Genomic DNA, 19,499 nt, shown 5'->3' with positions numbered 1-19,499 from the left:
GCGGTTTTTTTTATGCGTGCTGATTCAAAAGGCCGGGAAGTTCCCTCAGGCTTCCGTCTTCCTCCCGGTATACGATGTGTTCAGCTGAGAAATGAATCGGCGAGCTGATGCCCGCCGCCGCGGCGAGGTGAAACAGCCCTTCACGCAACGAGAGCACGTAGTTGCAGACGCGGTGCTGTTTATCCTCGATACTGAGCGCGCGCTGAAGTTTTGGGTCGGTTGTCGCCACTCCGACAGGACAATGATTGGTGTGGCATACTTGAGCGCGGATACAGCCGACTGAAAACATCATTCCCCGGGCAATATTGACAAAATCCGCGCCTAACGCGAGGGCAACGGCAATCTTATCCGGAGTGAGCAGCTTTCCGGATGCGAAAATTTTCAGCTTATCTCTTATACCGTATGTCTTCAAAAGGCCGTCAACAAGGGGGAGGCCGGTCAGAATCGGCAGGCCGACGGAATCCGCCAGCTCATGGAAAGAAGCTCCCGTTCCCCCTTCACTGCCGTCAATCGTAATAAAGTCGGGAAGTTTGCCAGATGAACTCATACAGGAAATAAGGTCTTCAAGGTCTTTGCGGCTGCCCGGGACAATTTTGATGCCGACCGGTTTTTCGCCGACAGTCCTTAATTTCTCAATGAAATCAAGCATGTCCGGAACATTTGAGAACTCGTTGAAGCGGTTTGGGCTGTCAATGGATTGTCCGGGCTGCACATTTCTGATGGCGGCAATTTCTTCGGTCACCTTTGAACCGTCAATATGCCCGCCTCTTGCTTTCGCCCCTTGCGCAAGCTTTAATTCAAAGGCTTTAATCTGCTCGAGGCGGCTTTTTTTCTTAAATTCTTCCCATGAAAATTCTCCATCTTCAGTGCGCACGCCGAACAGCCCGGGGCCGATTTGGCAGATAATATCCACGCCGCCTTTCAGGTGATACTCAGACAGGCCGCCTTCGCCTGTATTCATCCATGTACCGCCGGCCTGGTGCAGCCCTTTTGACAGGGCGGTAATTGCCCGGTCGCCAAGTGAGCCGTAGCTCATCGCTGATTGTCCGATTAACCCTTTCACATAAAACGGCTTTTTGCATGTGTCGCGGCCGATCACTTGCACATCGTCCGGATGCAGGTAATAAGGGTCCGCTTTTGTTTTTTCACGGTGTTCGCTGCGTTTCAGCAGGTTGTCTTTGTCAATCTTGTAGACCATCGTGTCGATCTTCGGCGTCTGATCTGTGCGCAGCTCCTCCCTTTGTTTCGGGAAAAGGGCGTTACGGATATAATAGCCCGGCTGATCGAAATCCCGTTCTGAGCCGAAGCCCATCATTCTGCTTTTATACTTTCCCGACATGACCGTCTGTTCATATTCTCTCCGGGAAAACGGCTGTTCTTCGTTATCATTGCTGAATAAATACTGCCGCAGCTCAGGTCCGATTTTTTCAAATATATAGCGCAGTTTTCCCGCTACGGGATAATTGCGCAGCACTGAATGTTCTTCCTGCTTTTCGTCTCTTATGTATATCCAGAGAAACAATACGGCGGGAACTAAAATAATAAAAATCAATATACAAATCAGTACGATAATGGCTTGTTCCATTCAGATCAGACTCCTTGTCTTTTTTCTCTTTGACATTCCACATATTGTCTGTTTTCAAACATAGCCATGTCCCGTCCGGCGGAGCGCAATCTTTTTTTGTGAATCAGGTGAATGACGTCTTTTTCCGTTTTTCCGGGCCAAACGAATTTGTTATAATGTTTAAATGGCAAGAAACGAATGGAGGAACGAAAACGCATGTACGATGTTAACGAGTGGAAGCATGTTTTTAAACTCGATCCGAATAAAGATTTACCGGATGAACAGCTGGAACGGCTTTGTGAATCAGGGACTGACGCCATTGTGATCGGAGGAAGCGACAATATCACCGAGGACAATGTGCTCAGACTGATGTCAAAAGTGCGGCGGTTTTTAGTGCCGTGCGTACTTGAGGTGTCGACGATTGATTCCATTGTGCCCGGGTTTGATCTTTATTTCATTCCGAGTGTGCTCAACAGCAAAAAGGCGGACTGGATTGTCGGCATGCATCATCAGGCGATGAAAGAATACGGAGAGCTCATGTCAATGGAGGAAATCGTGACGGAGGGCTACTGCATCGTCAACCCTGATTGTAAGGCGGCCGCTTTGACGGAGGCGGATACACATATAGAAACAGAAGATATTCTCGCCTATGCGCGGGTCGCGGAACATTTGCTTCATCTCCCGATTTTTTATCTGGAATACAGCGGGATGCTGGCGGACATAGAAACGGTGGAGAAAACGAAAGCTGTGCTGGACAAGTCCGTCCTGTTTTACGGAGGCGGCATTAAAGACGCGGAAACGGCGGAACGGTTCGGCCGTCATGCCGATGTCATCGTTGTCGGAAATGCCGTATATGAAGATTTTGATCAGGCGCTTAAAACGGTGGCGGCTGTAAAGACAAAGTAGCCAAGCGGACGAAAATGATTTATGATAGAACATATGTTTGATAGGCGGTGAACGGATATGAATTACATTAGCAATCAATTATTAAGCGGATTAAATCCCGTTCAGCAGGAAGCGGTCAAGACGACGGACGGTCCGCTGCTTCTGATGGCGGGCGCGGGAAGCGGAAAAACACGTGTGCTGACGCACAGAATCGCATACTTAATGGCGGAAAAACACGTGGCGCCATGGAACATTCTGGCGATTACATTTACAAATAAAGCAGCCAGAGAAATGAAGGAGCGGGTGGAGAGCATTCTCGGACCCGGCGCGGATGAAATCTGGATATCCACCTTCCACAGCATGTGCGTGCGGATTCTGCGCAGGGATATTGACAGAATCGGCATCAACCGAAATTTCTCCATTCTTGATACGGCTGATCAGCTTTCCGTTATTAAAGGGATTCTGAAAGAGCGGAATATCGATCCGAAAAAGTTTGATCCGAGAAGTATTTTAGGCTCCATCAGCAGCGCAAAAAACGAGCTGATCGAACCTGAGGAATTCGCAAAAACGGCCGGCGGCTACTACGATCAGGTCACGAGTGACGTGTATACAGATTACCAGAAAAAACTGCTGAAAAACCAATCGCTCGATTTTGATGATTTAATCATGACGACGATTAAGCTTTTCGAGCGTGTGCCGGAAGTGCTTGAGTTTTATCAGCGCAAATTCCAGTACATTCACGTAGACGAGTATCAGGATACGAACAGGGCGCAATACCTGCTTGTGAAGCAGCTTGCGGCCCGTCTTGAAAATATCTGCGTCGTCGGTGACTCCGACCAGTCCATTTACAGATGGCGCGGGGCGGATATCGCGAATATCCTTTCCTTTGAAAAAGATTATCCGAGCGCAAACGTGATTCTGCTCGAGCAAAACTACCGCTCAACAAAGCGGATTCTGCAGGCGGCTAACGAAGTGATCAAAAACAACTCAAACCGCAAGCCGAAAAACCTGTGGACGGAAAATGACGAAGGCATCAAGCTTTCTTATTACAGCGGCGACAATGAATTCGGCGAAGGCCAATTCGTCGCGGGCAAAATTTATGAGCTGCACAGCTCGGGCCGGCGGAAGCTTTCCGATATCGCGATTTTATACCGGACAAACGCCCAGTCGCGCGTCATTGAAGAAACCCTTTTAAAATCCGGACTGAACTACAATATCGTCGGCGGAACCAAGTTCTACGACAGGAAAGAAATTAAAGACATTCTCGCATACCTGCGCCTTGTGTCAAACCCGGACGACGACATCAGTTTTACGCGGATCGTCAATGTGCCGAAGCGGGGCGTCGGCGCAACTTCACTAGAAAAAATCGCTTCATATGCGGCGATGAACGGAATGTCAATGTTCCAGGCGATCAAACAGGTTGATTTCATCGGCGTCAGCGCGAAAGCGGCAAACGCGCTTGACGGCTTTGGCACGATGATTGAAAATCTGACGAACATGCAGGATTACCTGTCCATTACGGAACTCACGGAAGAAATTCTCGAGAAAACGGAATACAGAGAAATGCTGAAGGCCGAAAAATCAATCGAAGCCCAAAGCCGCCTTGAAAATATCGACGAGTTTCTTTCCGTGACGAAAAACTTCGAACAAAAAAGCGAAGACAAGTCTCTCGTCGCGTTTCTGACTGATTTGGCGCTGATTGCGGATATTGACCAGCTCGACCAGAAGGAAGAAGAATCAGGCGGAAAGGATGCCGTCACTTTAATGACACTGCACGCCGCTAAGGGGCTTGAATTTCCTGTCGTGTTCTTAATGGGCATGGAAGAAGGCGTGTTCCCGCACAGCCGCTCCCTGATGGAAGAAGCCGAGATGGAAGAAGAACGCAGGCTCGCATATGTAGGCATTACGAGGGCGGAAGAAGAACTGTATTTAACAAATGCCAAAATGCGCACCTTATTCGGCCGCACCAATATGAATCCGGAATCCCGCTTTATCAGGGAAATACCTGGCGATTTATTGGAGAACCTAAATGAGAAGAAAACACCTCGCATGCAGCCGGGAAGAAAAGTGCAGCCGAAACGCGGGCCCGTATCTCGTCCCGTTTCCTATGCGAACAAAACAGGCGGCGACTCGCTCAGCTGGGCGGTCGGCGATAAAGCGGGCCATAAAAAATGGGGCACCGGAACGGTTGTCAGCGTAAAAGGAGAAGGCGAAAGCACCGAGCTTGATATCGCATTCCCGAGCCCAGTCGGCGTGAAGCGTCTGCTTGCCGCTTTTGCGCCGATTGAAAAGCAGTAACCTGAAGAGGAAAGGAAGAACATGATGGACAAAGAAACAGCGAAACACCGGGCAGAAGAATTGCGCCGCACCATCGATCAGTACAGTTATGAATATTACACCTTAGATGAACCGAGCGTGCCGGATTCCGAGTACGACAGACTGATGCAGGAGCTGATTGCCATAGAGGAAGAGCACCCGGAGCTCAGAACGCCTGATTCGCCCACACAGCGGGTCGGGGGAGCAGTGCTTGAATCGTTTCAAAAGGTGCAGCACGGCACGCCGATGCTCAGTCTCGGCAACGCATTTAACGATGATGATCTCCGCGATTTTGACCGCCGCGTCCGTCAGGCTGTCGGTGACGGCGTCGCTTATAATGTGGAGCTGAAAATAGACGGTCTTGCTGTTTCTCTCCGTTATGAAGACGGCTATTTCGTCAGAGGCGCGACAAGAGGAGACGGAACGACGGGCGAAGATATCACGGAAAACTTAAAAACGATCCGCAACATTCCGCTGAAAATGAAACGGAATCTTTCCATAGAAGTGCGCGGAGAGGCGTACATGCCGAAACAGTCATTTGAAGCGCTCAATGAAGAACGGCTGAAACATGAAGAGGAGCCGTTCGCCAATCCCCGGAACGCGGCTGCGGGTTCACTCAGACAGCTTGATCCGAAAATTGCAGCGAAACGAAATCTTGACATCTTCGTCTACAGTATAGCGGAGCTTGACGAGATGGGTGTGGAAACACAGAGTCAGGGCCTGGATTTTCTGGATGAGCTCGGTTTTAAAACAAACCAGGAACGGAAAAAATGCGCCACGATAGATGAAGTCATTGAAATGATCGAAGAGCTGCAGGCAAAGCGGACCGACCTCCCGTATGAAATTGACGGAATCGTCATCAAAGTCGATTCGCTCGACCAGCAGGAAGAGCTCGGGTATACGGCAAAAAGCCCGCGCTGGGCGATTGCTTATAAATTCCCGGCGGAAGAGGTCGTGACAAAACTTCTCGATATCGAACTGAATGTCGGAAGAACGGGCGTCATTACGCCGACCGCCGTTCTGGAACCGGTAAAAGTCGCGGGAACGACGGTCTCAAGAGCATCCCTTCATAACGAAGATTTAATTAAAGAGAAGGATATCCGCATTCTCGATAAAGTGGTCGTCAAAAAAGCGGGCGACATCATCCCTGAGGTCGTCAATGTCTTAATTGAACAGCGGACCGGAGAAGAAAAAGAATTCAATATGCCGACCAGCTGCCCTGAGTGCGAAAGCGAACTTGTCCGCATTGAAGGGGAAGTCGCGCTGCGCTGCATCAATCCGGAATGTCCGGCGCAGATCAGAGAAGGCCTGATTCACTTTGTCTCACGCAACGCGATGAATATTGACGGGCTCGGAGAACGTGTCATCACACAGCTTTTCCGTGAACATCTCGTCCGTAATGTCGCTGATTTGTATAAGCTGACAAAAGAACAGGTTATCCGGCTTGAGCGGATGGGGGAAAAATCAACTGACAATCTGATCAGCTCCATCCAAAAGTCAAAAGAGAATTCGCTGGAACGCCTGCTGTTCGGTCTCGGCATCCGTTTTATCGGCTCAAAAGCGGCCAAAACACTCGCCATGCATTTTGAAAGCCTGGAAAATCTGAAACAAGCCACGGAAGAAGAGCTGCTTGCGGTAGATGAAATCGGCGAAAAGATGGCCGACGCCGTTGTCACCTATTTCCGCAAAGAAGAAATGCTTGAGCTTTTGAATGAACTTGAGGAACTCGGTGTGAACACACTCTACAAAGGCCCGAAAAAAGTAAAAGCGGCGGACAGCGACTCTTATTTTGCCGGCAAAACCATCGTGTTAACCGGAAAGCTTGAAGAGCTGTCCAGAAATGAAGCCAAGGCGCAGATTGAAGCGCTCGGCGGAAAGCTGACGGGATCTGTCAGCAAAAAAACAGACTTGCTGATTGCCGGAGAAGCGGCCGGAAGCAAGCTGACAAAAGCGCAGGAATTAAACATTGAAGTATGGAATGAAGCACAGCTATTGGGAGAGCTAAAGAAATAAGAGGAGTGTTTTCTATTGAAAAAGATGTTGGCATTGGCGGCGACGGCAACGGCGGCAGTACTCATGCTGTCGGCCTGTTCGCCGAGTTTCGGGGGGAACAAAGAGGAAGAGATCACGCAGAAAACGGCAAAGTCTTCTGAAAAAGCGATCATACCGAAATATAATATCTCTGATTCCTACTATAAAATGGTGCTTCCGTTTAAGGCCGGAAAAGCGCGCGGCCTGACCGCGGACCGGCTGAACACGAGGCTGGACATCGATGAATTCGAGACGGGTCTGATGCGGCTCGCTCAAGACACGTTCCCGACGGATGACTATTTGTATCAGGAAGGCCAGTATTTAGATGAGGACACGGTACTCAGCTGGCTTGACCGCAAAAAAGAGGGCAGTGATCTGAAAAAGGCGAAAAAGGCAGATGCCAATTTTCAGAATCTCGGCTTAAACCCTGTGCTGCCAAGCTCGGGATCGGCAAAAGAGAAAAATGAAAACAGCCCGATTTACTTAGCGTCCATGCTTGAACAGGATTACTTAGTAAGAAAAGATAAAAATTCCATCCAGCTTGGCGGTGTCATGATCGGTCTCGCTCTCAACTCTGTATACTATTACCGCGAAAACACAGGTGATCCGCAGCAGGAAGTGGAGCTCAGCGACAAAACGATCCGCAGCCACGGTGAAGAAATCGCCCAGGAAGTCGTTAACCGCCTTCGGAAAATGGATAACCTGAAAAATGTGCCGATTACCGTCGCCCTTTATAAACAAGCGCCGAAAACATCAATCGTACCGGGGAATTACATTGCGAAAACAGAAGTCAAGGCCGGCTCATCCACCATTTCAAACTGGGATGATGTCAAAGAAAAGTACGTCTTCTATCCGGCGGATACAGACACGGCAAAGAAATACCCTGATGATTCCGAAGTGTTTAAACGCTTCAAAAACGCCATCGACAGCTACTTCCCGAATTACACCGGAGTCGTCGGAACGGCAATGTACGAAAACGATGAAATGAGAAAAATGAAGATTGAAATCCCGATGCAATTTTACGGGAAAAGCGAAGTTATCGCCTTTACCCAATACTTAACAGGTGAGCTGATGGATTATTATTCAAAAGGCTCGGTTGATGTCGAAATTAACATTACCTCGTCTGACGGCCAGGAAGCGCTGATCGTCCGCAATGCGGGTGACAAAGAACCGACCGTCCATATTTACGATTAACCAAGATGCCCTTGTTCATTTCTGTATGAGCAAGGGTTTTTTATTGTGAATATCGTTGGAGAGAGGAATGAGGTGTGTTAAGATATTTGTATAATTAGGAATTAACAGGAAAACACATTTCGTTTCTAAGCGGATGTTACGAATCTGCTGTGAAAAAAGAAGGGCAGGAATGTTGATGAATGACATTTGCTGAGTACACACACCGCCTACAAACGTTATGAAAAGGGTGAATCAGCATGCATAAAGATATTAAAGCGATTTTTGAGGAAGATAAGGTGCTGGCTGAGGCCGGTGAAATATACGGATTTACTACGTTTCAATTTATCGCGGACGCAGAGAACTACGTATATGAAATTGTGAAAGATAATGAACCGTATATCTTAAAAATTACGCATACGATCAGAAGAACACCGGAATATATTCTCGGAGAAATGGAATGGCTTCATCATCTGGCAAAGGGAGGGCTTTCAGCAGCAAAGCCGATTCCTTCATTAAATGGCAAAGATGTCGAAGAAGTGCCGGATGGAAAAGGCGGAGCGTTTTTAGTAAGAGTCTATGAAAAAGCGCCCGGACGCAAAGTGGAGGAATCAGACTGGAACGGAACTCTGTTTTACCAGCTTGGAAAATACACGGGGAACATGCACCGGCTGACAAAAAGCTACCGTCTGAGCGACCCGGCATATAAAAGGCAGGAATGGGATGAAGAGGAGCAGCTGAAGCTGAGAAAATACGTGCCCGCAGATCAGCATCTCGTATTTGAGCGGGCGGATGCTCTAATGGAAAAACTGCGCCGTTTGCCGAAGAATCCTGAAAACTACGGCCTTGTGCACGCCGATCTGCACCACGGTAATTTCAATTGGGACAACGGAAAAATCACGGCATTTGATTTTGATGATATCGGCTACAATTGGTTTGTGAATGATATCAGTATTCTGCTGTACAACATATTGTGGTATCCGGTCATCCCGTATGAAGACAAGGCCGCGTTTACGGGTGAGTTCATGACACACTTTATGAAAGGCTACAGGGAAGAAAATGACCTTGACCCCGCCTGGCTTGAACACATCCCGGATTTTCTCCGGCTGCGCCATATGCTGATCTACGGATTATTGCATCAGGCGTTTGACCTCAATTCACTCGGGGACGAGGAACTTGAGATGCTGAAAGCCTTCAGGCGCGATATCGAAAATGAAACCCCGATTACGGAGTATAACTTTTCTGCATTCGTATAAATAGAAAAACGCCGGCTGAATCCAGCCCGGCGTTTTTTTTATAGCGTATCACACTTCACTCCGACGACACCCTGAATTTCTTTAATATCATAATAGACGTCAGTGGTGTAGCGGTTTTTGTGAACACTGACTTTCACTTCCATAATCGGAAATTCTTTTTCGCGCAGATCATCAATCCGGACGGAGTGAATGCGGAGCCGTTTGCTTTTCATTTCTTTTAGAATCTCGGTCATTTTGTCTTTATCGGAAAGAGACATTCTCACGCGGATATCCTTTTCCTTCAAGCGGTTGGGACCGATTTTTCTGATCAGCCACGGAAGAAATTCGACACTGATCAGGATAAACAAGAGGCTTGCGAACGCCTCTTTATAAAAGCCGGCGCCTGTAGCCAGACCGAGCCCGGCTGCGCCCCAGATGATGGCCGATGTCGTCAGGCCGGATATGACGTCATTGCTTTTACGCAGGATCACGCCCGCGCCGATAAAACCGACGCCGGAAATGATTTGGGCGGGGAGGCGGAGCGGATCCATCATGATACGGTAATATTTTGGGAAATGATATGCCGCATTAATGCTGACGATCGTCAGCATACAGGAGCTGACGGCGATGACGATACAGGTTTTCAGTCCGAGCGGTTTGTTTTTCAGCTCGCGTTCAAGACCGATGATCATGCCGATCAGCGTGGCAATGCCCAGCTTTAATAAAATGTCTGGTTCGATAGGCCAGCTCAATTTGCACAGCACCTCCGCAATTTTTCTTATAATAAATTGATATGATTTTCTCACAGTATTTATAGCAGGACAAGTGCGGAAGAAAAAAGCCGTCAGGGATAAAATCTGACGGCTTTGTGTCTATTTCTTGTTTTTCAAAAGAGCTTCCATCCGGCTGAACAGCTGATAAGAAGCATCGGCCGGTTTTTTGGTCAGCAGGCTGACGGCAATACCGGCAATCAGACTGAGGAAGAACCCCGGAATGATTTCGTATACGCCGGTTGAAGCGGCAAGCCCTGTGGTGATCCAGATTAAAACGGCCGCGGCCCCGGTAATCATCGCCGCAAGCGCTCCCCATTCATTCATCCGTTTCCAGTACAGACTGAGCAAGAGCGCCGGTCCGATAGCCGAACCGAAGCCTGCCCACGCATATCCGACCAGGTCAAGAATGGTGCTGTTCGGATTCATGGAAAGCAGGATGGCGATAACGGCTACGATCAATACCGACAGGCGTCCGGTCATGACCAATTCTTTATCGCTCGCTTCCCGTCTGAAAAAGGCGCGGTATAAATCTTCCGTAATGGCGCTTGCCGTTACGAGAAGCTGTGAGGAAATGGAACTCATGATCGCCGCTAAAATCGCGGACAGCAAGAAGCCCGTAATCAGCGGATGGAACAAGATTTTAGAAAAAATAATGAAAATCGTTTCCGGATCTTTTACGGAGACTCCGAAGTGATGAGAATACGCAACTCCGATAATCCCGGTCAGCAATGAACCGATAACTGAAATAACCATCCAGCTCATCCCGATTCTGCGGGCGGGTTTTAAATCTTTCACTTCTTTAATCGCCATAAATCGTACGATGATATGAGGCTGGCCGTAATAGCCGAGTCCCCATGCCAAATAAGAAATAATGCTAATGACGCTCGCGCCTTTAAAGATATCCAATAGTTTCGGGTTAACGGCGTTGATCGAATCAATCGTCGTTGAAACGCTCCCGAGCTGGGTAAAAGCAACGATCGGCACAAGCACTAATGCCGCAAACATGATCGCTCCCTGCACAAAGTCAGTCAGACTGACAGCGAGGAAACCGCCAAACAGCGTGTAAAGCACAACAACACCGGCCGTTAAAAACAAACCGAATTTGTAGTCGGCGCCGAATGCCGATTCAAATAACCTGCCTCCGGATACCATCCCGGACGATGTGTACAGTGTGAAAAAGATCATAATAATCACGGCGGAAACAATTTTCAGCAATGATGACGAGTGGCGGAACCGTTTATCGAAAAAATCGGGAATCGTAATCGCATCATCCGCAACTTCCGTGTAAGCGCGCAGCCTCGGAGCAAGCAGCAGATAATTTGAATACGCGCCGATCGTCAAACCGAGCGCCAGCCATAAGGTCGATAACCCCGTTGCGAACATTGCGCCGGGAACTCCCATCAGCATCCACGCGCTCATATCCGCCGCACCTGCGGACAGCGCCGTTACGAACGGGCCGAGTCCTCTTCCGCCCAGCATGTAATCATTAATATTCGTTGTCTTCCTGAATGCGTACCAGCCGATTAACAGCATGGCAGCAAAGTAAATGCCAAGAGATATAATTAGTTCAATACTCACGTTTTTGGTCCCTCTCTTCTTTCATGTAAATGTTGCATCACCTCTGTAGATTAGTAGTGCCGGAATATGCGCCGGCGATCCAGCCTTTAGTCATCATTCCATGCGGATCGCATGATTTAGTGCTGGCTATGGTTACTAAACCTAACAAAGTATCCCCGATCAATCAACTCTCGAAACCTGGCCCACTCAAGGAAAAAATCCCCGCCAACATAGAACAGCTTAGAGATGAAAACGCTACCAATAGATTATAAAAGTAAAAATTTTCTGACATATAATTCGTTTCTCTTTCTCCCCGATTTAGGATAAAATAGAGAGGGTTTCATCATGCCTCAGAAGGCGGCGTTTTGTTGCTTTAGAGGGCTCGTTTTTGATATGATCAGTATTATATGACGAAACGGAGAATTATGCGGAGGTGGATCTTATGTCACGAATTTCTATAGAAGAAGTAAAGCATGTCGCTCATTTGGCGAGACTCGCCATTACGGATGAAGAAGCTGAAATGTTCACAGAACAGCTTGACAGCATTATATCGTTTGCCGAGGAGCTTAATGAAGTGGACACGGATAACGTGGAACCGACAACACACGTGCTGAAAATGAAAAACGTAATGAGAGAAGATGAAGCGGGTAAAGGCCTTCCGGTCGAGGATGTCATGAAAAATGCTCCCGATCATAAAGACGGCTATGTCCGTGTGCCATCTATTCTGGATTAAAGGAGGGAGACAGTATGTCATTATTTGATCACAAAATCACAGAACTGAAACAAATGATACATAAAAAAGAAATCAAGATTTCCGATCTTGTCGATGAATCTTACAAACGGATCGCATCCGTGGATGATAAGGTGCAGGCGTTTTTACAGCTTGATGAAGAAAGAGCCCGCGCTTACGCGAAAGAACTTGACGAAGCGGTTGACGGACGGTCTGAACACGGTCTTCTCTTCGGAATGCCGATCGGCGTCAAAGACAACATCGTGACCAAAGGGCTTCGCACAACATGCTCAAGCAAAATCCTCGAAAACTTCGATCCGATTTACGATGCGACGGTCGTGGAGCGCCTTCAAGCTGCTGAAGCCATCACGATCGGAAAGCTGAATATGGACGAGTTCGCGATGGGTTCTTCTACTGAAAACTCCGCGTACAAAGCGACGAAAAACCCTTGGAATCTCGATACGGTTCCCGGCGGATCAAGCGGCGGTTCCGCAGCTGCGGTTGCCGCGGGCGAAGTGCCGTTTTCACTCGGATCTGATACGGGCGGCTCCATCCGCCAGCCGGCTTCTTTCTGCGGCGTCGTCGGATTAAAGCCTACATACGGACGCGTGTCACGTTACGGTTTGGTCGCTTTTGCTTCTTCATTAGACCAGATCGGACCGATCACAAGAAACGTAGAAGATAACGCATTCCTGCTTCAGGCGATTTCAGGGCCGGACAAAATGGACTCTACGAGCGCCAATGTTGAAGTGCCGGACTTTCTTTCTTCATTAACTGGCGATATTAAAGGCTTAAAAATCGCCGTACCGAAAGAATATCTCGGAGAAGGCGTCGGCAAAGAAGCGAAAGAATCGGTTTTAGCCGCTTTAAAAGTGCTTGAAGATCTCGGAGCGACATGGGAAGAAGTATCTCTGCCGCACAGCAAATACGCGCTTGCGACGTATTATCTGCTGTCTTCTTCCGAAGCGTCTGCAAACCTTGCGCGCTTTGACGGCATCCGCTACGGCTACCGCTCAGACAATGCGGACAACCTGATCGACCTTTATAAACAGACACGCTCTGAAGGATTCGGCAATGAAGTGAAGCGCCGCATCATGCTCGGCACCTTCGCGCTCAGCTCCGGCTACTATGACGCGTATTACAAAAAAGCGCAAAAAGTGCGCACGCTTATTAAGAAAGATTTTGAAGACGTATTTGAGAAATACGATGTCATCGTCGGACCGACAACGCCGACACCGGCATTCAAAATAGGCGAAAAAACCAGCGATCCGCTCACAATGTACGCCAACGATATTTTAACGATTCCTGTCAACCTCGCGGGTGTGCCGGGAATCAGCGTGCCGTGCGGATTTGCGGACGGACTGCCGCTCGGACTGCAAATCATCGGAAAACACTTCGATGAAGGCACTGTATACCGCGTCGCTCATGCTTTTGAGCAGGCAACAGATCATCATAAAGCGAAACCTGAACTGTAAGGGGTGAAATGAAGTGAACTTTGAAACGGTAATCGGACTTGAAGTCCATGTGGAATTAAAAACAAAATCTAAAATTTTCTCAAGCTCACCGACGCCATTCGGCGCGGAAGCGAATACCCAAACGAGCGTCATCGACCTCGGCTATCCCGGCGTGCTGCCCGTTTTGAACAAAGAAGCGGTCGAATTCGCGATGAAAGCCGCAATGGCTTTGAACTGCGAAATCGCAACGGATACGAAGTTTGACCGGAAAAACTATTTCTACCCGGACAACCCGAAGGCATATCAAATTTCTCAATTTGACAAGCCGATCGGCGAAAACGGCTGGATCGAAATCGAAGTCGGCGGAAAAACGAAAAAAATCGGCATTACCCGTCTTCACCTTGAAGAAGATGCGGGAAAACTGACGCATACGGGCGACGGCTATTCCCTCGTTGACTTCAACCGTCAGGGCACGCCGCTTGTCGAGATTGTATCTGAGCCGGATATCCGCACACCGGAGGAAGCTTACGCATATCTCGAAAAGCTGAAATCAATTATCCAATACACAGGCGTTTCCGACTGTAAAATGGAAGAAGGTTCACTGCGCTGTGACGCCAACATTTCCCTCCGTCCGATCGGCCAGGAGAAATTCGGCACAAAAACGGAGCTGAAAAACCTGAACTCCTTCGCGTTCGTGCAAAAAGGACTTGAGCATGAAGAAAAACGCCAAGAGCAGGTGCTTCTGTCAGGCGGAGTCATTCAGCAGGAGACGCGCCGCTATGATGAAGCGACGAAAAAAACCATTTTGATGCGTGTCAAAGAAGGTTCTGACGACTATCGTTATTTCCCTGAGCCTGACCTAGTCGAACTCTACATTGATGACGAATGGAAAGAACGCGTAAGAGCAACCATTCCTGAGCTTCCGGACGAGCGCCGCAAGCGTTATATCGAAGAGCTCGGTCTGCCTGCTTATGACGCAATGGTTCTGACGCTGACGAAAGAAATGGCTGATTTCTTCGAAGAAACGGTCAATAAAGGCGCAGAAGCCAAGCAGGCATCAAACTGGCTGATGGGTGAAGTCTCAGCTTACCTGAACGCCGAACAAAAAGAGCTTGAGGATGTCGCGCTGACTCCTGAAGGCCTTGCCGGCATGATTAAGCTGATTGAAAAAGGAACCATCTCGTCCAAAATCGCGAAGAAAGTCTTTAAAGAATTAATTGAAAAAGGCGGCGACGCAGAAAAAATCGTCAAAGAAAAAGGCCTCGTCCAGATTTCTGACGAAAGCGTGCTTCTGAAGCTGGTAACAGATGCGCTTGACAGCAACCCGCAGTCAATTGAAGACTTCAAAAACGGAAAAGACCGCGCGATCGGCTTCCTTGTCGGGCAGATTATGAAAGCCTCAAAAGGACAGGCCAACCCGCCGATGGTCAACAAGATCTTACTTGAAGAAATCAAAAAACGATAAAAAAAGCAGCCGCCTCTAAGGGCGCTGCTGACACGGAGACCGGTAAGCGCCGGTCTCTTTTTTTTATAAGCTGAAATAGGTTTCAATGGAAGCCCGCAGCGTTTCAATCTGTTCATTTCCGCTGCCTGCCAAGTTGGACAGCATTCCTTTAATAATCGGTTTTCGCGGCTCTTCCTTTGCGCATTCCTCTTCAATGACTTCAAGCGATACGAGGACGTCCTCAGGCAGTCCCTGCTGTGCTTTTATCTTTTGAATATCCGCAAGCAGTCTTTCTCTGTCCGCCGCGGGCTGAGTGAAGATATCCTCAGGCAGCAGCGGATCGGGGTTGTCTTTTATCAGTCCCGTAATCAGATCATCGATTCTGGCAATCAGAAAGGCCGCCACGTTTTCCGTCCGGAATGCCGTATGTTCATTAAAAATCAAGAAATGAATATAGGAGCTCACAATTCCTTTCGCCATAACGGACGCGTCCGCTAAAAACGGTGTGACGGCATCTCCGTAAACGGAGAGCAACGCATCCCGATACAGCATGTTAAATTGAATATTGGCCTCATGAAAATACTGCTTGACCTTTTGATTTTCAGGAATGACCTTTTCACTCAGCAAGAGAATGATAAAGTCCTTGTGCTCCATAAATTCCTGGAATTGATAAGCGATTTGTTTTCGGAATACGTCCTTAGGCGGTTTATGCTGGTGTTCTGTTTTGATTTTCTTTATTTCTTCCATAGACATGCCGATGTAATACTCACATGCTGACAGCAAAAGGTCTTCTTTTGATTTGAAATGGAGATAGAAGGCTCCTTTTGAAATTCCGCATTCACCGGCGATTTCCTGAATGGTTGTTGAAGAAAACCCTTTTTTGGCAAATAAATGGATGCCTGTTTTTATGATTTTCTCTTTTTTTTCGTTCATGACGTGCTTCCCCTTAATCCTGAAAAATTTAGAAAAATTTACTGCCTTATTAGTTGACGATGTTGAGTTATACCGTTTAGTATTATATAGAATGACCAGTCAGTCAATAAAAATTAACGGAGGACATGATGAACCACATTATTAACTTTGTACTGAAGAACAAATTCGCAGTTTGGCTGATGACGATTATCGTTACTGTAGCAGGGCTGTATGCCGGTATGAATATGAAGCAGGAATCCATACCGGACGTCAACATGCCTTACCTTTCAGTAAATACGACTTATCCCGGAGCTGCTCCGAGTCAAGTTGCGGATGACGTGACAAAACCGATCGAGCAGGCGGTCCAGAATTTAGAAGGAGTGAGCGTCGTAACGTCCACATCCTCTGAAAACGTCTCATCGGTTATGATTGAATATGATTACAGCAAGGATATGGACAAGGCGAAAACCGAAGTCGCTGAAGCGCTGGACAGTGTCAGCCTTCCTGACGACGCGAAAAAACCTGACATTTCCCGTTACAGCCTCAACTCTTTCCCGATTTTGACGCTCAGTGTGACAAGCGGCAAAAGCTCGCTTGAAGACCTGACCAAAAATGTGGAAAACACTCTCGTTCCTAAGCTTGAAGGCATTCAGGGCGTTGCGTCCGTGCAAGTTTCCGGACAGCAGGAAGAGCAGGTGGAATTCTCTTTCAAAGACAAAAAAATGAAAGAGTACGGACTTGATGAAGATACCGTCAAGAAAGTGATCCAAGGCTCTGACGTCAATACGCCGCTTGGATTGTACACATTCGGCAACAAAGAAAAATCAGTTGTCGTTAACGGAAATATTACGTCAATTAAAGATCTGAAAGATATGAGAATTCCGGTCACATCTTCTTCTGCCGCTCAAGGTCAAGCGGGCGGAGCCGGTGCGGCATCTGCGGCGGACGCTCAGGCTATGCAGCAGGCACAGCAAAGCGCGGCAGCAGGAGTGCCGACAGTCAAGCTTTCTGACATTGCCGACATTAAAGATGTGAAAAAAGCTGAATCCATTTCCCGCACGAACGGAAAGGACAGCATCGGAATTAATATCGTAAAAGCCAATGACGCCAACACGGTTGAAGTGGCCGATGCGATTAAAGATGAACTGAATCAATACAAAAAAGACCACAAAGGGTTCAAGTACAGCTCGACCCTTGATATGGCAGAGCCGATTACAGAGTCGGTGGATACGATGTTGAGCAAAGCGATTTTCGGCGCGATTTTTGCGGTCGTGATCATTCTCTTATTCTTAAGAGATATTAAATCAACGATGATTTCTATCATTTCCATCCCGCTGTCACTGCTGATTGCGCTTCTTGTGCTGAATCAGCTTGATGTCACATTGAACATAATGACGCTCGGTGCAATGACGGTCGCCATCGGACGGGTAGTCGACGACTCGATTGTCGTGATCGAAAACATTTACCGCCGCATGAGGCTGAAAGATGAACCTTTACGCGGGAAGCAATTGGTGCGTGAAGCGACGAAAGAAATGTTTAAACCGATCATGTCATCAACGATCGTAACCATTGCCGTATTCCTGCCGCTTGCCATGGTCGGCGGACAGATCGGCGAACTGTTTATGCCGTTTGCATTAACAATCGTCTTCGCGCTTGCCGCATCGCTGTTGATTTCGATCACACTGGTGCCGATGCTTGCGCACAGCTTATTCAAAAAATCGCTCACAGGCGCGCCTGTTAAAGCGAAAGAGCATAAGCCGGGCAGATTGGCCAATTTCTATAAAAAAGTGCTGAATTGGTCATTAAGACATAAATGGATTACATCTATCATCGCGGTTCTGATGCTTGTCGGCAGTTTGTTCCTCGTACCTCTGATCGGCGCGAGCTACCTGCCTGCGCAAGCGGACAAAACGATGCAGCTCACATACACGCCTGAACCGGGCGAAACGAAAAGCGAAGCTGAAAAAGCTGCGCAAAAAGCGGAAGACATGCTGCTTAAACGCAAACATGTCGATACCGTTCAGTATTCTTTAGGCTCGCAAAGTCCGCTCGGCGGAAGCTCAAACGGCGCATTGTTCTACGTGAAATACGAGGATGACACGCCTGATTTTGACAAAGAAAAAGACAATGTCTTAAAAGAAATCAAAAAAACATCCAGCCGCGGCGAATGGAAATCCCAAAATTTCAGTTCGTCAGGCAACAACAACGAATTAACGTACTATGTGTACGGAGATTCAGAGTCTGATATTAAAGGCACGGTCAAAGACATCGAAGGCATCATGAAAAAGCAGAAGGATCTGAAAGACATCAACTCAGGCCTTTCCAGCACATATGATGAGTACACGTTCACCGCTGACCAGGAGAAACTCAGCAAGCAGGGCCTGACGGCTTCGCAAATCTCCCAAGCCCTGATGTCCCAAACGTCACAGTCTCCTTTGACAACGGTGAAAAAGGACGGCAAAGAGCTTGACGTCAACATCAAAACAGAAAAAGACCAGTATAAGAGTGTAAAAGAATTAGAGGATAAAACCATCACATCGCCTGCAGGCCAAGAAGTTAAAATCGGCGATGTGGCGAAAGTGAAAAACGGCACGACATCCGATACCATTTCCAAACGCGACGGCAAAGTGTACGCTGACGTAACGGCAACCGTCACTTCTGACAACGTCACGAAGGTGTCATCAGCCGTTCAAAAGAAAGTTGACAAACTGGATAAGCCGGACAATGTATCCATTGATACCGGCGGTGTATCAGCGGATATTGCTGATTCCTTTACGAAACTCGGCTTAGCGATGCTTGCCGCAATCGCCATCGTATACCTCGTTCTTGTGATCACGTTCGGCGGAGCATTAGCGCCGTTTGCGATTCTGTTCTCGCTTCCGTTTACAGTCATCGGCGCATTAGCCGGCCTGTATGTATCCGGAGAGACGATCAGTCTGAATGCCATGATCGGTATGCTGATGCTGATCGGAATCGTCGTCACAAACGCGATTGTCTTAATTGACCGCGTCATCCATAAAGAAGCGGAAGGCTTATCGACGAGAGAAGCGCTCCTGGAAGCCGGCTCTACGAGATTGCGTCCGATTCTGATGACGGCGATCGCGACAATCGGCGCCCTGCTTCCATTGGCATTGGGCTTCGAAGGCGGCAGCCAGGTCATTTCTAAAGGACTCGGTGTCACCGTTATCGGCGGTTTAATCAGTTCGACTCTGCTTACCCTTCTGATTGTGCCGATCGTATATGAAGTATTGGCGAAATTCCGTAAGAAAAAACCTGGAACGGAAGAAGAGTAAGACAGCGGGCCTTGGCTCCTTAAACGGAGCCGGGGCCTTTTTTCTTCTGGCAATTCCTGTACATATTGTTGCGATTTTCTCAAGTCATAGTATAATTAAAGGTTGTTAGTGTTAATAATGGATCGGATACTCTTA

The 19,499-nt window shown here is 48.0% G+C and carries 13 protein-coding genes; 9 read left to right on the top strand and 4 right to left on the bottom strand.

What is annotated here, in order from left to right:
• Positions 1 to 10: 10 nt before the first annotated feature.
• Entirely contained in the window at positions 11 to 1,585 is a 1,575-nt protein-coding gene (locus SB847_RS18630) for an FMN-binding glutamate synthase family protein (protein ID WP_410564962.1), read from the bottom strand.
• 195 nt (positions 1,586 to 1,780) lie between these two features.
• Here SB847_RS18630 and pcrB point away from each other — a divergent pair, with 195 nt between their 5' ends.
• The 5 genes from pcrB (at position 1,781) to SB847_RS18605 (ending at position 9,222) form a co-directional block, all read left to right on the top strand.
• Positions 1,781 to 2,470: a heptaprenylglyceryl phosphate synthase gene (pcrB, locus tag SB847_RS18625; RefSeq protein ID WP_003155740.1), complete on the top strand. Its 690-nt coding sequence runs from the start codon at positions 1,781 to 1,783 to the stop codon at positions 2,468 to 2,470.
• Positions 2,471 to 2,527: 57 nt separating this feature from the next.
• Positions 2,528 to 4,747, top strand: a complete 2,220-nt coding sequence (gene pcrA, locus SB847_RS18620) for a DNA helicase PcrA (protein WP_105938001.1) — start codon at positions 2,528 to 2,530, stop codon at positions 4,745 to 4,747.
• A gap of 24 nt (positions 4,748 to 4,771) precedes the next feature.
• A complete protein-coding gene (gene ligA / locus SB847_RS18615; protein WP_410564957.1) occupies positions 4,772 to 6,778 on the top strand; it encodes an NAD-dependent DNA ligase LigA in 2,007 nt (668 codons plus the stop codon).
• A 15-nt stretch (positions 6,779 to 6,793) separates the two neighbouring features.
• Positions 6,794 to 7,990, top strand: a complete 1,197-nt coding sequence (locus tag SB847_RS18610) for a CamS family sex pheromone protein (RefSeq protein ID WP_007609871.1) — start codon at positions 6,794 to 6,796, stop codon at positions 7,988 to 7,990.
• Between the two features lie 236 nt (positions 7,991 to 8,226).
• The gene (locus tag SB847_RS18605; protein ID WP_410564953.1) at positions 8,227 to 9,222 is read left to right on the top strand and encodes a phosphotransferase enzyme family protein; all 996 of its coding nucleotides are present in this window, start codon (positions 8,227 to 8,229) and stop codon (positions 9,220 to 9,222) included.
• Between the two features lie 38 nt (positions 9,223 to 9,260).
• Here the strand turns inward: SB847_RS18605 and SB847_RS18600 are convergent, their stop codons facing one another.
• Both SB847_RS18600 and putP read right to left on the bottom strand, forming a co-directional pair.
• On the bottom strand, positions 9,261 to 9,953 hold the full coding sequence (locus SB847_RS18600) for an MgtC/SapB family protein (protein WP_007609875.1): 693 nt from the start codon (positions 9,951 to 9,953) through the stop codon (positions 9,261 to 9,263).
• 120 nt (positions 9,954 to 10,073) lie between these two features.
• Positions 10,074 to 11,552, bottom strand: coding sequence for a sodium/proline symporter PutP (gene putP / locus SB847_RS18595; protein WP_071391410.1), 1,479 nt, complete (start codon positions 11,550 to 11,552; stop codon positions 10,074 to 10,076).
• A gap of 421 nt (positions 11,553 to 11,973) precedes the next feature.
• Between putP and gatC the strand changes: the two genes are divergently transcribed.
• The 3 genes from gatC to gatB are packed head-to-tail and all read left to right on the top strand — an operon-like array spanning position 11,974 to position 15,180.
• Positions 11,974 to 12,264 (top strand): Asp-tRNA(Asn)/Glu-tRNA(Gln) amidotransferase subunit GatC, encoded by a 291-nt coding sequence (gatC, locus tag SB847_RS18590; RefSeq protein ID WP_003155732.1) that lies wholly within the window; start codon positions 11,974 to 11,976, stop codon positions 12,262 to 12,264.
• Positions 12,265 to 12,278: 14 nt separating this feature from the next.
• Positions 12,279 to 13,736, top strand: coding sequence for an Asp-tRNA(Asn)/Glu-tRNA(Gln) amidotransferase subunit GatA (gatA, locus tag SB847_RS18585; RefSeq protein WP_060674468.1), 1,458 nt, complete (start codon positions 12,279 to 12,281; stop codon positions 13,734 to 13,736).
• A 13-nt stretch (positions 13,737 to 13,749) separates the two neighbouring features.
• Positions 13,750 to 15,180, top strand: a complete 1,431-nt coding sequence (gatB, locus tag SB847_RS18580) for an Asp-tRNA(Asn)/Glu-tRNA(Gln) amidotransferase subunit GatB (RefSeq protein WP_003155730.1) — start codon at positions 13,750 to 13,752, stop codon at positions 15,178 to 15,180.
• Between the two features lie 63 nt (positions 15,181 to 15,243).
• Here the strand turns inward: gatB and SB847_RS18575 are convergent, their stop codons facing one another.
• Positions 15,244 to 16,092 (bottom strand): TetR/AcrR family transcriptional regulator, encoded by an 849-nt coding sequence (locus tag SB847_RS18575; RefSeq protein WP_410564945.1) that lies wholly within the window; start codon positions 16,090 to 16,092, stop codon positions 15,244 to 15,246.
• Between the two features lie 128 nt (positions 16,093 to 16,220).
• On the opposite strand from SB847_RS18575, the gene SB847_RS18570 reads away from it, so the two are divergent.
• A complete protein-coding gene (locus SB847_RS18570) occupies positions 16,221 to 19,364 on the top strand; it encodes an efflux RND transporter permease subunit (protein WP_014417121.1) in 3,144 nt (1,047 codons plus the stop codon).
• The last annotated feature ends 135 nt before the right edge of the window (positions 19,365 to 19,499 follow it).

This window comes from Bacillus sp. SIMBA_026, from assembly GCF_046535335.1.
Lineage (GTDB): Bacteria > Bacillota > Bacilli > Bacillales > Bacillaceae > Bacillus > Bacillus velezensis.
This window is presented reverse-complemented; position numbering and strand designations above follow the sequence as displayed.